This window comes from Ruegeria sp. CDSC068, assembly GCF_059610545.1.
Genome location: NZ_JBXWNV010000004.1, coordinates 120,510 through 135,693 on the forward strand (window position 1 = coordinate 120,510; position 15,184 = coordinate 135,693).

11 protein-coding genes and 1 tRNA gene are annotated in these 15,184 nt (G+C 54.8%); 6 read left to right on the top strand and 6 right to left on the bottom strand.

The window, feature by feature from the left end; genetic code table 11:
- Positions 1–20: 20 nt before the first annotated feature.
- Positions 21–1,193 carry an MFS transporter gene (locus AC2FID_RS09880; RefSeq protein WP_496777080.1) on the bottom strand — a complete coding sequence of 391 codons (1,173 nt, stop codon included), beginning with the start codon at positions 1,191–1,193 and terminating at the stop codon, positions 21–23.
- Positions 1,194–1,332: 139 nt separating this feature from the next.
- Between AC2FID_RS09880 and AC2FID_RS09885 the strand changes: the two genes are divergently transcribed.
- Complete coding sequence (locus tag AC2FID_RS09885) at positions 1,333–2,475, top strand: DUF3095 domain-containing protein (RefSeq protein ID WP_496836594.1); 1,143 nt, start codon at positions 1,333–1,335, stop codon at positions 2,473–2,475.
- Positions 2,476–2,479: 4 nt separating this feature from the next.
- Here AC2FID_RS09885 and AC2FID_RS09890 read toward each other — a convergent pair whose 3' ends face one another.
- Positions 2,480–3,250 (bottom strand): aldolase/citrate lyase family protein, encoded by a 771-nt coding sequence (locus AC2FID_RS09890; protein ID WP_496836595.1) that lies wholly within the window; start codon positions 3,248–3,250, stop codon positions 2,480–2,482.
- Positions 3,251–3,265: 15 nt separating this feature from the next.
- Complete coding sequence (locus AC2FID_RS09895) at positions 3,266–4,678, bottom strand: pyridoxal phosphate-dependent decarboxylase family protein (protein ID WP_496836596.1); 1,413 nt, start codon at positions 4,676–4,678, stop codon at positions 3,266–3,268.
- Positions 4,679–4,918: 240 nt separating this feature from the next.
- Between AC2FID_RS09895 and hpaR the strand changes: the two genes are divergently transcribed.
- Together hpaR and AC2FID_RS09905 are read left to right on the top strand one after the other, a co-directional pair.
- On the top strand, positions 4,919–5,353 hold the full coding sequence (gene hpaR, locus AC2FID_RS09900; RefSeq protein WP_058275072.1) for a homoprotocatechuate degradation operon regulator HpaR: 435 nt from the start codon (positions 4,919–4,921) through the stop codon (positions 5,351–5,353).
- 488 nt (positions 5,354–5,841) lie between these two features.
- Positions 5,842–6,531 carry a fumarylacetoacetate hydrolase family protein gene (locus AC2FID_RS09905; protein ID WP_496836868.1) on the top strand — a complete coding sequence of 230 codons (690 nt, stop codon included), beginning with the start codon at positions 5,842–5,844 and terminating at the stop codon, positions 6,529–6,531.
- A gap of 9 nt (positions 6,532–6,540) precedes the next feature.
- On the opposite strand, the gene AC2FID_RS09910 is transcribed toward AC2FID_RS09905, so the two are convergent.
- Positions 6,541–7,755, bottom strand: coding sequence for a winged helix-turn-helix domain-containing protein (locus tag AC2FID_RS09910; RefSeq protein ID WP_496836598.1), 1,215 nt, complete (start codon positions 7,753–7,755; stop codon positions 6,541–6,543).
- Positions 7,756–7,759: 4 nt separating this feature from the next.
- On the bottom strand, positions 7,760–8,785 hold the full coding sequence (locus AC2FID_RS09915; protein WP_496836599.1) for a LacI family DNA-binding transcriptional regulator: 1,026 nt from the start codon (positions 8,783–8,785) through the stop codon (positions 7,760–7,762).
- Between the two features lie 542 nt (positions 8,786–9,327).
- Here AC2FID_RS09915 and AC2FID_RS09920 point away from each other — a divergent pair.
- The 3 genes from AC2FID_RS09920 (at position 9,328) to AC2FID_RS09930 (ending at position 14,174) form a co-directional block, all read left to right on the top strand.
- Positions 9,328–12,564 (top strand): M10 family metallopeptidase C-terminal domain-containing protein, encoded by a 3,237-nt coding sequence (locus AC2FID_RS09920; RefSeq protein ID WP_496836601.1) that lies wholly within the window; start codon positions 9,328–9,330, stop codon positions 12,562–12,564.
- A 311-nt stretch (positions 12,565–12,875) separates the two neighbouring features.
- Positions 12,876–12,952 (top strand) — tRNA-Arg (locus AC2FID_RS09925).
- A gap of 235 nt (positions 12,953–13,187) precedes the next feature.
- The gene (locus AC2FID_RS09930; protein WP_496836603.1) at positions 13,188–14,174 is read left to right on the top strand and encodes a glycosyltransferase family 8 protein; all 987 of its coding nucleotides are present in this window, start codon (positions 13,188–13,190) and stop codon (positions 14,172–14,174) included.
- A 74-nt stretch (positions 14,175–14,248) separates the two neighbouring features.
- Here the strand turns inward: AC2FID_RS09930 and rfbA are convergent, their stop codons facing one another.
- Complete coding sequence (gene rfbA / locus AC2FID_RS09935; protein WP_496697478.1) at positions 14,249–15,142, bottom strand: glucose-1-phosphate thymidylyltransferase RfbA; 894 nt, start codon at positions 15,140–15,142, stop codon at positions 14,249–14,251.
- Positions 15,143–15,184: the final 42 nt, after the last annotated feature.

Genomic DNA, 15,184 nt, shown 5'->3' on the forward strand with positions numbered 1-15,184 from the left:
CACTCCTGGCAGTTCCAGCGTTAGTCGACGCTGTCGCGGCTGAACAAATAGATCACGCAGCCGATGGCCAGCGTGACCGCAAAAAAGCCGAATATCGCTGTGTAGGGCGCGGTCGGGCTGATGTCCACCGTGGCGGCATGGATGCGGCCGGTGACGAATTGCGCCAGTCCTACACCGCCAATGCCGAAGAGGTTCAGGAGGGTCATGCCGCGCCCAACCAGATGCGGCGGAACAAAGGCCCGTCCATGAGCCATGATGACCGGGAAGCTGGCCCCCAGAAACCCGATCGCTGCCATCAGGACGACCGCCAGCCCAACTGCGTTGTCGACCCAAAGGCACATCAGAACCAGCCCCACTGTGCCCAGCGCGTTGCCGCCAAAGATCACCCATTTTCGCGTGCCCAGCATTCGATCGAGCGGCCCATACGCAAAGGTACCTGCAATCATCGCCGCCCCCATGATCAGGGTCGCTGTCCCGATCTGGGTGGTGCTAAGACCGAAGATATCGCTGAGGTATGGCCCGGCCCAAAGGCCGCGCGTTGCCGCCGACGGGGCATAGGCCACCAGCATCAGCGGCAAGATCGCCCACAGGGCGGGCTCTTTCAGCAGGTCCAGCACCGATCCCCTGTGTTCGGTCTCGACACGTTTGGGATCATGCACGCTGAACCAGATGCCCAACGCGATCGCGGCGGAAAAAACGGCCAGCGTCCCCATCGTGGCCCGCCATCCCATCAGCTCGACCGCCAGCGCAGTAGGGTACGAGGCAACCAGATTGCCGACCGATCCAACGCCCAGCATGACAGCCGCCAAAGTGGCGAAGCGGGCAGGTGGGAATTCTCGGGCGAAGATATAGTAAGATGCCATCAACACCGGTGAGCAGCCGACCCCGATCAATCCCATGGCGATGGCGATGTGAAATGGGGAGCTGGATAGGGCAAACAATGCCGCTCCGCCGGCACCACCGACCAGCAGCAAGACCGCCGCCGTCAGGCGCGGTCCAACTCGGTCCAGTGCCCAGCCTACGGGCAACTGCATGGCAGCAAAGATCAGAAACCAAAGACCGGACGCAAAGGCCAGATCCTCGGGTGTGGCCCCGATATCGCGCCCCAGATCAACACTGAGAACCGCGAGAAAGGCGCGAAAGAACTGGCTGAGCACATAGCCCAGGCACAACACCACCAGACCTGCCTTCATGAAAACCCTCTCCCCCAAACCGGCGAAGAAATGCTTGGCACGTCACGGTGCCACACACAAGCGCGTGTGCTATACTGATTTTGCCGGACAGTGATCACATTCGGGCTATCCTTGTCCTTACCGATTATCCGAGGTGCCAATGAAAGACGCCCAGGCCGCGTTCTATGACAGTCTTCCCCTGTTGCGGGACTTTACCCGTTTGGTGGATCCGGCGCGTTTCTCTGCTGTTCCGGGCGATTGGGCGTTGGGCGTGGCAGATATCGTCGACTCCACCGGTGAGATTGCAAAAGGGCGCTACAAGACGGTGAATATGGTCGGCGCGGCGGTGATCTCGGGCATGATCAACGCGCTCCACGGCAAGGATTTTCCATATGTTTTTGGCGGTGACGGCGCAGGGTTCGCCGTGCCCGCAAGTGAAATCGACACCGCAAAAGCGGTATTGGCAGACCTCAGGCGCTGGGCGGAAGAAGAATTCTCGATCTCGCTGCGCGCGGCGTTGGTTCCGGTTGCCGAAATTCGTAAGGCAGGTAAGGACCTGCGGGTCGCGCGTTATGCGCCGTCTGATGGGGTGGATTACGCCATGTTCTCGGGTGGCGGGTTGGCCTGGGCTGAGGCGCAGATGAAGGCTGGTACCTTTTCGGTGCCGCCTGCCAAACCTGGTGCACAGCCCGACCTAACCGGTTTGTCCTGCCGGTGGTCCAACAGCAAGGCACGCAATGGTCAAATCGTCTCGGTCGTCGTCCAGCCCACAGCAAATGCGACCGAAAGTGACTTTGCGGATTTGGCCCGCTCGGTTCTGTCGGCGTCAGAAGAGTTGGAGCGTTCGGGTCATCCAGTACCAGAAGATGGCCCACCGATCAGTTGGCCGCCGCCGGATGTTGGCCTGGATGCCCGCGTATCACGAGCCGGGAACAATTTGTTGCTGCAGCGGATCAAATTGCTGGGCCAGAACTTTTTGATCGCCCTGTTGTTCGCATCGGGCAAACGGTTGGGCAATTTCGAACCCGGCCATTACAAGCGCATGGTCAGCCGCAACGCCGACTACCGTAAATTCGATGATGGGCTGAAAATGACGCTGGATTGTGACGCTGCCACGTTGACGCAAATCCGGATGATGCTTGAACAGGCACGCGGACAGGGCAAGATCCGCTATGGGCTGCATGCGCAAGACGAGGCGATGATGACCTGTATCGTCCCCTCGGCGACGCGCGACGATCATGTTCACTTTGTGGATGGGGCTTCGGGTGGTTATGCGCAGGCCGCCGCCGCCATGTACGCCTGACGCGCTATTTCGCTTTCCATTTTGCCGCCAACGCCCGGGATGCTTGCGCCAGCAACATCACATCAATGCCGACCGCAAGAAACTGTGCGCCCATTTCATAATAGGCTTGGCTGGCCTCGTCACTGGTTCCCAGAATGCCGGGCGCTTTGCCGGCGGCCTTGATACGCGCTATGGCATCCGCAATGACAGCGCGCACTTCGGGTGCTGCGCTGTTTCCCTGAAACCCCATGTCCGTGGACAGGTCCGCTGGGCCAATGAACACCCCGTCGATGCCGTCGACCTTCAGGGTATCATCCAGCGCGGCAATTCCGGCGCGGTTTTCCACTTGCACCAGAAGGCAGATTTGGTCGTCTGCAGTTTGAATGTACTCGGGGATCGAGCCGTACATTGTCGCCCGGGCCGCACCGGCCCCAACGCCGCGCACACCCGTCGGGGGATAGCGGCAGTCCCGAACCAACTGTCGCGCCTGATCGGCGGTCTCGACCATCGGTACCAGAACGGTTTGCGCCCCGGCATCCAGCACCATCTTGATCAAAGCGGTGTCGCCAACCGGAACCCGCACCACCGGATGCGAGGAGCTGGCAGCCAACGCCATAAGCTGATCACGGATTGATCGGATATCGTTCGGCGCGTGTTCACCATCAATGACCAGCCAGTCGAATCCGGCGGTGCCCATAATTTCGGCAGTGATGGATTCGGCAAAACTCATCCAGCAGCCTATCTGCCGATCACCCTGTATTAGAGCCTGTTTGAAGCTGTTTTTTGGGACTGGCATGGCCGGACCTCCTGTTTATGTCAGTGAGCGGGCGATTTCGGTTATGACGTCATAGGCCATTCGGACATCGTCTTCGGTGGTTTCGAACTGACCGGCCTGGAACCGGATCACCAGATCGCCATCCACGCGGGTTTGCGTCAAATAGATGCGGCCGTCGTCATTGATGGCGTTCACCAAACGCAGGTTCAGGTCGTCCAGATCCGCATGACCTTCCGGCGCATAGCGGAACGTCCACAATGACCACATCGGCTGTGTGACGATTTGGAAATCCGCCTCGCTCGCGAGCCGATCATGCAGCGCTACGGACCAGTTCACGTGATTGCGCAGGCGTTGGCGCAACCCTTCCAGCCCATATGCCCGGATCACGAACCATAGCTTGAGCGCCCGGAACCGACGGCCAAGTGGCACAGACCATTCCGAATAGTTGATGATACCGTCCTTGCCATGGGTCTTGAGGTATTCAGGGCTGATCGCCAGCGTCTGCACCAGATCATCGGGGTCTTTCAGGAAATGCGCACAGCAATCGAACTGCACACCCAGCCATTTATGCGGGTTGAAAACGATACTGTCGGCCTGATCCACGCCGGGCCAGTAGTGGCGGTATTCCGGGCAGATCATGGCCGATCCGGCCCAGGCCGCATCTACGTGGGAGTAAAGCCCGTATTTCTGGGCGATCTTCAAACATTCATCTACGGGATCGGTGGCCCCCGTTCCTGTACCGCCAACGCAAAGGATGACGCCCGCCGGATGCAAACCAGAGTCTAAATCGGCCTGGATCGCTGCCTCCAGTGCTGCGGGATTCATCCCGCGCCAATCTCCCTTGATCGGAATCCGAACCAGATTGTCTTGCCCGATCCCCGCAACCCAAATGGCACGATCGACTGACGTGTGCACTTCGGCCGAGCAATAGACGCGCAGAGGTTTTTGCCCAAAAAGACCCTGTTGATTTCCCTGCCACTTCAACGACTTTTCGCGCATCGTTAGCACAGCAGCCAATGTTGCTGACGAGGCGGAGTCTTGAATAACGCCAGCGAATCCCTCGGGCAGGTCCAGCGCGTGGCGCAACCAGTCCATCATCCGTGTTTCCATCTCGGTCGCAGCCGGTGACGTTTGCCACAACATACATTGCGGTGCGATGGCGCTGGCCAGAAACTCGGCTAGGACCGATGGGGCAGAGGCGTTCGAATTGAAATAGGCAAAGAACCTTGGATGTTGCCAATGGGTGATCCCCGGCATCACGATCTGTTCGAAATCCTGAAACACGTCCTCCAGTGACTGTGCGTGCTCGGGCGGCAGCGCGGGCAAGGCATTGAGGATATCTCCCGGCTCAGTCCGGGCGCGGACGGGTTTGTCACCTACAGTCAGGTGGTAATCCTGCGTCCACTCAGCAATTCGTTTGCCCCAATCCGAAAACTCATCCCACTTCATCTTAACCCTCAGATTTCTGCCAACCCCGGGATCGGACCGGGACTTAGTTTCTTTGTGCGTCCAGTGATCGTCATTCTGAAGAAAACGTCAATATTAATTGCTTTGTTTACTAATTTTGAGATGCGGCTCGAAGCTGCGGTGTGCCTAAAAGGGTAGTATATTGCACGTTCAAGTTACTGATATCATAAATAAAATTCTTGGACAGTTGCAGTTTGATCCAATTTGGGCAAAAATTCCAATATGACCAGAGACCTGCCTAATACGTCCCGCTCATTGCCGATTGCACTGCTGCGGGCGCGCGAAAGGGTCATGGGGCCCATTCGAAATATGCTGGCTGATGCGGGTGTTACGGAACAGCAATGGCGCGTTCTGCGTGTTCTGAAAGAAGAAGGCCCTCAAGAGCCAACGCATATAGCGGATCGATCGTGCCTTTTGCTGCCCAGTCTGACGCGCATTCTGCAAAAACTGGAAGCCAAAGATTTGATCCGGCGCCGGGTCCATCCCGAGGATAAGCGTCGTCAGATCATCGATATCACGGCCAAAGGCGAAAAGATCATCCAAGACAACATGCAGGTGACACTACGTCTGGCTGAAGAGATCAAGACTCAGCTAGGCCCGGATCGGCACGAAGCGCTGCTGGACTTACTGAACGATCTGCATGATCTGAAGACCTGATTGCACGTCGCGCATGCAAAGGCTTTTGTCCCCGCCAGAGAAGTATGGATATCCTCCGGCGGGGTGGCCAGACTTTGACTGGACTGCGTGTCTGGCCCGCGGCCGGATGGATTTATCCGGCTCACACCTCAGAGAAACAGCCACCTGAAAATAAGCGGACATCCGGACGCAAAGACCGTGTGGGGGTACAGGTCTTTGGCCGTCGCTCTCTGATTCAGTTGCACTCGCCTACAGGCAAATCACCTGATCAGCGACGAGTGGATTTCGGATATCGCCAGGGAATGAGTGTCAAAACGATGGTGGCGTGATCCATTATACAACCAAAGGTAGCGCGCACCCAAGGCTTTCCAAGGCAAAACTTTGAATTGTGAACAGCCAGCCACGGGGCTAGTTCGCGTGATGGTGATGCCTGGCGCGAACCTGCATGGCTTGTTCAACTGGTCCCGCCAACTTAGAAACAAGCTGCAAGTTGCAGTTAGGGGGCTTTGATACCGGACAGCTTGTTTTCCTTACCCGACCCGATTTCGATCCCGGTTGAGGGTGAATTGTCGACCTATCCCGTGGGGCGCATTTTCTGTGTCGGCCGAAATTATGCGGCCCATGCGGCCGAAATGGGAAATGAGGTCGATCGTGAGGCGTCTTTCTACTTTACAAAATCTGCTCTGAACGCGGTTCTGTCGGGTGCAACCGTGCCTTATCCGCCTGGAACTGAGAATTTTCACCATGAGATGGAACTGGCGGTCGCGATCGGCAAACCCGTTTTCCGTGCGACGCGTGCCGATGCGCTGGATGCGGTTTATGGCTATGGTTGTTCGTTGGACATGACGCGCCGTGACCTGCAAGTCCGCGAACGGAATAAACAGCGCCCGTGGGATTTGGGCAAGGATCTGGAAAACGGCACTGTGTTGGCCGCTTTGACCCGCGCGGCAGATTGGTCCCCGGACGACAAGAAACGCATCTATCTTAACGTGAACGGGGAAACGCGGCAGGACGCGACGCTGGAAGAGCTGATCTGGAAGATAGATGAGGTCATCTGCCATTTGTCCGGATATTATCACCTACGGCCCGGTGATCTGATCCTGACTGGTACACCGGCTGGGGTTGGCCCGGTGTTGGCGGGCGATGTCCTGGAAGGCGGGATAGACGGGTTACAGTCTATCAGCCTGAGTCTGATCTGAAAAAAGACCCTATTTAGGGTCTTTTAACCAATCACGGGCGAATTCCACGTTGTCCAGCCCGGCAAATCGTCGGACTCGGTCGAGCTCTGACTGCAACCTTTTGGTTCTGGCATCTGACCAGCGCACGGATCGTTCCGGCCATAAGGCGCTGATTTGCAGCGCCCCGCAATCCCGGTTGGCTTTCATGTCAATACGCCCGATCAATCGGTCGCCCTCAAGCAACGGGAACACATAGTAGCCGTAAGTGCGCTTTGGGGCAGGTACAAAAACCTCGATGCGATAGTGAAAGCCGAACAACCGTTCGGCACGGTTACGGTCGCGCAGCATGGGATCAAATGGGCTAAGGACCCGAATGCGGCCTGGGGGACGGGGTGCAGCCTCTGCATCCTCGGAGATGTTTGGTCGGGCGATCACTTTGCGCAGCTTGCCGTCCGCGCAGGTCACCTCGATCTCTTCCAATTTTCCCTGAATTAGACCCTGTTCACACCAGAATTTTGCCTCGCTTGTCGTGACAGTGTCCCAAAACGCAGCCAATTCACCCGAGGTTGCAAACCCCAACCGATCAAGCGCCGCGTTGCACAGCCAATCCACTGTCTCCTCGGCATCACAGGGCATATTGCCCGGGCAAAGATGCGTTTCGATCACCCGTTCTGTCAGATCATAGCGCTTTTGAAATCCTTGCCGCCCTATGACCGTCAGTGCGCCCGAGCGCCAAAGAAACTCTAGCGCCGTTTTTGACGGATGCCAGTCCCACCAGCCGCCGGACCCCTTTTTCTCGTCTTTGCCAACATCGGACGAGGATACTGGCCCGTGATCCCGGATATGTTGCAGAACGGTTTCAAATCGCTGCTCGAACCCGTCGCGGCGCCAGTTTTTCCATCGGGACTTCAGCAGATCTGCATCGCGCTGAAACCGCAAATGCCAGTGCGGATAAAACGCCATCGGAATGACAGCGGCGTCATGGGTCCAGTGTTCAAACAGCGCCCTGTCGCTTTCGTACAAGCGTTTGAGATTGCCTGCGCGATAGGATGGGCGCCGCGAAAACAGGATCATGTCATGGGCGCGCGCAACCGTGTTGATGCTGTCCAATTGCACAAAGCCAAGACGATGGATCAGGTCCAGCAATTCCGCGCCTTTTGCGCCGCCCGATGGCGGCTCGGCCAATGCATGACGATCCATGAACAGCGCGCGAGCTGTTCGGTTGTCCAGCCGTTGCAGCGCCACGCGTTCAGCGCCGCTTTAGGGTGTCGCCAAAGCTGATCCTGGGGGTCAGGGTCACACGCGTGTCGACCTCGGCATTGGGATCAGCCAATTGCGCCGCGATGATCTCTGCGGCTGTGCGTCCGATCTCCAACCTGCAGGCGTCCATTGTGGCCAGCTTGCGCGGCAGACCCTGCAAAAGCTCGACGTTATTGAACCCGGCCAGGCCGATCTGTCCCGGCACATCAATACCCTGATCCAGCAGATATAGCAGCCCACCTGCACCGATCATGTCGTTGGAGTAATAGAGGAAATCCAGATCGGGGGACCGTTCCAGCATGGTCTGGGTCATCTCACGCCCTTTGGCCAGAGCTGATCCGCCAGAGTAGAATTCGCGATCCTCGATCTCAACCCCGTGTTTGCCCAGAACTTCGGTGAAGCCTTCGAACCGTTTGCGCGCCCGGTGATCCAGCGGCATTTTGGTGCCCATGAACCCTATATGCTCATAGCCCGCCTTCAGGATCGCCTGCGCCATTTCGCGCCCGGCACGGCGATGGGAAATCCCAACCATCGCGTCGACCGGTTTGCCGTCGGTGTCCATGATCTCGACCACTGGAATACCCGCGGAATCCAACATGGCGCGCGCGGCCTCGGTGTGTTCGAGGCCAGCAATGATCACTCCGGACGGCCGCCACGAGAGCATCTCGTACAGCACTTTTTCTTCCTTTTCCGGCATATAGTCGGTGACGCCCACAACCGGTTGCAACTCGGTGTCTTCCAGCACCTGATTGATACCTGTCAGAACCTCGGGGAAGACCATGTTCGACAGCGAGGGGATAATCACCGCCACCAAATTCACCCGGCTGGAGGCCAATGCGCCTGCGATTTTGTTTGGCACATACCCCAGCTCTTTCGCGGCGGCCAAGACGCGGGTGCGTGTGGCGTCCGAAACATCGCCCCTGTTCCGTAGAACCCGACTGACCGTCATTTCCGACACTCCGGATGCTTCCGATACATCACGAAGGGTAAGCGGGCGTTTGGTTTCTGTTGTCACTGAGGCACCTGCGATGTTGTTTTGCCCGATGGTAGCGTGAACAGCGCAAGTTTTACAACCGTCGCGCAAAGGTCATGGCGACCCCGAAAAACCCGGTTAGAAAGAGCCGTGCGCGGGTCCGTGGCTTAACCGGATAGAGCAGCCCCCTCTTAAGTGCTCACGAATCCTGTCTTAATGACAGGCAAGCATGCCAAAGTGCTATGAACTGGCCGTATAGATCAGGCGACGCGTGATAACACTCTGCCAGACATCGACAACACAGCACAAAAACGTAATGGAAACTCGACCGCACAACCAATTTCCATTTCTACTTTAGCATCATGCATATTGAGGATTTAGTGTGGGGTTTTTAACCGAAAATCTTCAAAAAAGAGAGGTTGATCAGCGGTAAAAATTGGGTAGATGCTTTTAACCTCACGTTAACAGCTAAGTCTGTTGTTTTTTCTTTCAATTTCACGAAAGTGAGGTTTCGTCGCCTTAATTGGGTCATCATTTTTAGAGAAAACCCGAGCAATCAATATCGTTTAAGTTGAGAATCCCTAATGACTGCTACTACATTTGTCGCAAGACCGCCTGCATCCTCCCCCCTCAGTGCAATTCAAGGTACGCGCGCATATGGCGATGGCAACCCTGCGACCGTTACCACGATTACATACCATTTCGGGAATTTCCTAGATACACGGACGTGGACTTCAGAGTACAAAGCCGAGTTTCGTGCGGCGCTCGCTGCGATAGAAGCTGTGGCGAACATCAGATTTGTCGAAACTCCATTTTTTGGGTCGGCTGATCTGGTGGAAGCTATCGCGCCGGCGACATTTTTTGATTCACCGAATGTTCTTGGGTTTCATTCCACCCCATCCGATGGGGTCTCTGTTGGCGCCTTCAACACGAACTTCTGGACAGCCGGTTTTAACAGCAACGGCGACCCGGGTGGATTCTTCTTTACGACATTGCTGCACGAATTGGGCCACGCGCTTGGGTTAGGTCATCCACAGGATGATGGTCTGGGCACGACGGTTATGGCCGGGGTTACCGCGCCTTTTAACTCATTTGGTGTCGGCGGCCTTAATCAGGGTGCCTACACAGTCATGTCATACAATGACGGCTGGACCTCAAAGAACGGAACTCTCCCGGCAAATGCGACTTATGGTGGGTCGACCGGGTTAGGTGCTCTGGACATCGCGGCGCTTCAGGCCATGTACGGTGCGAACACCTCGACCAACTCGGGGAATAATACATATGTCATCCCGTCCGCGAACGTCGCAGGTGTCGGATATCAGGCTATCTGGGACACCGGCGGTTATGACTCGATCTGGTATCAGGGTAGTGCGAACGCAAGGATCGACTTGCGCCCGGCGACACTGGATTACACTGACACCGGTGGCGGTGTAATTTCGTTTGCCGAAGGAGTAAAAGGCGGCTTTACCATCGCGCAGGGTGTTGTGATCGAAAACGCCTATGGCGGTGCAGGTGACGATCTGATCTTTGGCAACAATGCCCAGAACATTTTGCGCGGCAACAGCGGCCACGACACGTTCCAGTCACTTTCGGATGGAAGCGATAACTCAATCTTCGGCGGGTACGGTAACGACTTGATTTACGTCGCGGTCAGCACCGGTGCAGATCAGGTATTTGGCGAACAAGGCAATGATGTTGCCGTTATTTCAAGCAATGCCGGATCTTTTTCCGGCGGAACCGGCACAGATATCGCTAGGTTTGTCAGTGCGCTGAGCGGTTATCTGTTCATTAGTAACGGTTCGACTTACCAGTTTCTGAACATCGTCACGCGTATCACGTTTTCGGTTTCAAGTGACGTGGAGCTGATCCAATTCCAGAACGGTTTGATTCAGTATGACCGATCGAGCATCATAAACGCGACACAGCTTTCGGATATCGACACTACGGGATTGACACTGAAGCACGCAAATCAGGGTGTCTATGTAGTGGATGCGGGCAACTCGAACGTCGGTGTGACTTTGAATGGTCAGGCGGTCGGACAAAACTCGATTGCAGGTTGGCAAGCTGTTCAGACCGAAGTGTATTTAAGTGGCTATAAACTGCTTTGGAAGCACGCAAGCGGAGCATTCAGCGAGTGGTACATCAACAGCGCGGGTCAGTTTGTCGCCAGCGCCGGCATCCAAAACATTGTCGACTTCGAAACATACTACAATGTCGATCTAAATAACGACGGCCGGACAGGTCACTTCTCGACCCTTGTTGAAAACACGGGGGGCACTTCGCTCTTTTCGTCCACTCATGAAGTTTATCTTCTGAACGACAATATTGGCTTGACCCTGAACGGCGGCCTTATCGGTGCTAACAGCATTGCCGGTTGGCAAGCGATTCAGGCCGAAGCCATCGAAGGTGGTTTCAAGGTGCTGTGGAAGAATGGGGACGGCGCTTATAGCGAATGGACCGTCAATAGTGCTGGCCAGTTTATTGGCAGTAACGGGGTCGGAAATGTCATCGACGTCGAGGCGTTTTACAATGTCGATCTGAATAACGACGGTCGGACTGGACACTTCTCGACGCTTATTGAAAACGACGGGGACACGTCTTTCTACTCGTCGACCCACGGCGTTTATCTACTGAACGACAATATCGGTCTGACTCTGAACGATGGGCAGGTGCTGGTCGGCCCCGGTACTATTGGTGGTTGGGATGCGATTCACGCCGAAGCCTCTGGCGAAAACTATAAGGTGCTTTGGAAGAATGCGGACGGCGCTTATAGCGAATGGACCGTCAATAGTGCTGGCCAGTTTATTGGCAGTAACGGGGTTGGAAATGTCATCGACGTCGAGGCGTTTTACAATGTCGATCTGAATAACGACGGTCGGACTGGACACTTCTCGACGCTTATCGAAAACGACGGGGACACGTCTTTCTACTCGTCGACCCACGGCGTTTATCTACTGAACGACAATATTGGACTGACCCTGAACGGCGGGCTTGTCGGCCCCGGTACTATTGGTGGTTGGGATGCGATTCACGCCGAAGCCTCTGGCGGCAACTACAAGGTGCTGTGGAAGAACGCGGACGGTGCGTACAGCGAATGGACCGTTGGCGCTGACGGCAAGTTTAAAGGCAGCAACGGGGTCGAAAATGTCATCGACGTCGAAGAGTTCTACAACGTCGATCTGAATGATGACGGCCGGACTGGGCATTTCACGACTACTATAGAAACGAACGGATCCACCACGCTCGCCTCATCAACACGAGGTGTTTATCTGATCAATGACTCGATTGAACTGACATTGAATGGAGCCAAAGTCGGCCCCAACAGCTTTCCTGGCTGGCAGGCGATTCACACCGAGGCCTTTGACGGTGGCTTCAAGGTGCTTTGGAAGAATGCAGAGGGTGCCTATAGTGAATGGACCGTCAATGGCACCGGGGAATTTGTTGGTAGCGTCGCTATTGCGGACGTGATCGATGTGGAGAGCTTTTACAGTTACGATATCAACGGTAGCGGAACAATTGGATACGAAGAACCAAAGTTGACCCCGTTCTTGTCAGCCACAGCGCAATCAGTGAGTGCCAAGGAAGTGTCGGAAAAAGCGATTTTTGAGGAACCTGCTGATCTTCTCAAATTCGCTTCTGACCTCTTGCCGGCGGACGAAATTGAAGATGACTTTTCTTTGTTGTTCTCAAGCCGATCTGAACTGTCTGGTAGCGAAGGGTCCGAGCGGCAAGCTGGGTCTCTTATGAAGGAATTCGAAGGCATTGAAGACGATGATCTGGTGATTTCAACCTTGTTAGAAGACGACGCCTTTCTTCTGTAAAAGCAATAATGAAGCTAATGTCAGTCCCGTCGGTTTTGACGGGGCTGTTTGGCGCAGAGCTGGAACGGCGAGAAGTAAAAATGTCGTATCTGTTTGGGATAGCTGACGTTCTGAAGCTGCGTAGGGTATCCAGATTTAAACCGTCGATGTAGGCAACGCTTAGATCAACCGCGCGCCCTATCTTTCAAAAAGCGAGGGCTCAGGCCCCTTGGAATGCGTTCACTGATCGAATAAGCAAGGCTAAATGAACCGTTTCTGTGTTCTCAAATCGTCTGCTGCAAGACAATATGACCTGTTGTTTTTCAAAGGACGGCCCCGTGGCTCAACTGGATAGAGCAGCCCCCTCCTAAGGGGCAGGTTGCAGGTTCGAATCCTGCCGGGGTCGCCATTTGGTTCTTCTTTAAACTGTGATGTCATACCGGGAATTCGCACGTGGCTGTACTATCTAACGATGCGCCTGTTTCAGCTTTATTGGACGTTCGCGTGATGCTGTGGCTGGGTTTTAAGCCAACTTAGGCGAAAGGCTTTGAAAGCTGACGGGTGCAGTAACTAAAACTAGGTGAAATTTCGTATCAACGGTGTATTAGACGTCGGTACAGCCAGATTAGTGTGAAGAAGCGAGCATGACTGAGCAATCATCAAACAAAAAAAGCCCGATCGTCGAGAACATTAATCAACAGCTTTCCAATATAGAAGCCAACGAAGAAGTCGCCGAAATTGATATCTGTCTGACTTTCGACCGGAAATTTGTTCCTCATGCTGCCGTCACTTTGTTGTCGGCCATCCGTTCAGTTGGGAGCGAGTGCAAACTGAATGTGCATATTCTTCACGTCGATGACATAGATGATCGATCCCGGAGTTCGCTCGAAGGGTTGTCGCAGCGTGCCAACATCCTGTGGTATCGGGTTGATGGTGACCGATTTGACAGCCTCCCTGACAACCGTGAGCATATATCAAGGGCAACCTACATTCGCCTGCTCATTCCGGAAATCCTGCACAAGTTTGCCGACCGGGTAATCTACTTGGATTGTGATACGATCATAACCGATCGATTGAGTATATTATGGGCGACCGATATTGGCACTTCGCCGATTGCTGCAGCCCCGGATGAGGGCGGCGTTACACAAGCTGAGCGCCTTAACTTTTCCAAAACGGCTTTCTATTTCAATGCAGGGGTACTGATTTTCAATCTGAATGCGATCGATCCCAAGAAATTCGCCGCCAAGGTTGAAGAGACGGTCTCGCGTACGGATGTCGAGATCGAACTACAGGATCAGGACATTCTGAACCTGATGTTCGAGGGACAAACGGCAAAACTGGATCTGCGGTGGAATGCGAATACGCGCTTGTACACCCTCAACAAATTAGAGCCGGCCTATACGCCGGAAGAAGCAAAAATTGCCAGAATTTCGCCCGGCATCCTGCACTTTACCGACAACAGAAAACCGTGGAATTCAAACTGCAACCATCCCTTGCGAGAGCTCTATTGGGATCTTCGCAACCAGACGCCATGGCAGGAAACATCCAGCGAGCGATTGCGCCGAAAAATAATAGATTTCGCTCGTAGCCGATTCAGTAAGTCACGCAAGATGGTCAGCGCAGACAACTAGTGGAGCCTGATATAGAAACGGCAATCGCCAGCGTGGTTGTCAACCACGCTGCGTTTTTGGGAACCCGCTCTGATTCAGTCGTTTTTTGGCTGCATCATTTTGTCTTCCAACAGTAGTCTCAGATAGTCGGCGTACTGCGTTTTCTTGAAGATTTCGGCTCTTTCAGCCAGAACAGAACTATCGATCCAACCTTGCACCCATGCTATTTCGTCGGGGCTTCCGGCCTGCATCCCTTGCCGTTCCGTGAGTGTACGCACAAAGTTGCCGGCATCCAGAAGGGACGCGTGCGTTCCGGTGTCAAACCAAGCAAAACCACGCCCCAGTGATTGAACATTCAATAGGTCGTCCGCCAAGTATGTTTCCAAAAGCGTAGTGATCTCCAGTTCCCCGCGCTCAGACGGCTGGATACCACGGGCCCGTTTGGGAGCGTCTCCATCCAGGAAATACAGACCTGTTACGGCATATCTTGATGGAGGGTTTTTGGGCTTCTCAACTATGTGACGTACCTTGTCGCCATCAAAATCCACGACGCCATAACGTTCGGGGTCAGCAACCCGATAGGCGAAAACCGTTCCACCTTCAGTATTATTGTTCGCGGCGTCCAGGAGCTCGGGCAATGCGTGACCAAAGAAAATGTTGTCGCCCAGGATCATTGCAGATGGCGCACCGTCCAGAAAATCCTCGGCAAGCAGATAAGCTTGGGCAAGCCCGTCCGGCGAGTCCTGAACGATCCAGGTCAGGTCTAGCCCGTATTGGCTTCCATCTCCCAAAAGTCTTTGAAACTGGGCTTGGTCTTGCGGCGTAGTGATAATCGCGATTTCCCGAATACCCGCCAGCATAAGAACGCTAAGGGGGTAATAGATCATCGGTTTATCGTAGATCGGCAATAGCTGTTTCGAAACAGCCATTGTGATTGGGTACAAGCGCGTACCCGAGCCGCCAGCCAGAATAATGCCCTTACGTTTCATTTTCTTTCCTTTGTAATTGCTGTGATCGATCCGCCGGAAATT

Coding starts and splice junctions, on each gene's coding strand:
- AC2FID_RS09880 (WP_496777080.1), bottom strand. CDS start 1,193: ATGAAGGCAGGTCTGGTGGTGTTGTGCCTGGGCTATGTGCTCAGCCAG.
- AC2FID_RS09885 (WP_496836594.1), top strand. CDS start 1,333: ATGAAAGACGCCCAGGCCGCGTTCTATGACAGTCTTCCCCTGTTGCGG.
- AC2FID_RS09890 (WP_496836595.1), bottom strand. CDS start 3,250: ATGCCAGTCCCAAAAAACAGCTTCAAACAGGCTCTAATACAGGGTGAT.
- AC2FID_RS09895 (WP_496836596.1), bottom strand. CDS start 4,678: ATGAAGTGGGATGAGTTTTCGGATTGGGGCAAACGAATTGCTGAGTGG.
- hpaR (WP_058275072.1), top strand. CDS start 4,919: ATGACCAGAGACCTGCCTAATACGTCCCGCTCATTGCCGATTGCACTG.
- AC2FID_RS09920 (WP_496836601.1), top strand. CDS start 9,328: ATGACTGCTACTACATTTGTCGCAAGACCGCCTGCATCCTCCCCCCTC.
- AC2FID_RS09930 (WP_496836603.1), top strand. CDS start 13,188: ATGACTGAGCAATCATCAAACAAAAAAAGCCCGATCGTCGAGAACATT.
- rfbA (WP_496697478.1), bottom strand. CDS start 15,142: ATGAAACGTAAGGGCATTATTCTGGCTGGCGGCTCGGGTACGCGCTTG.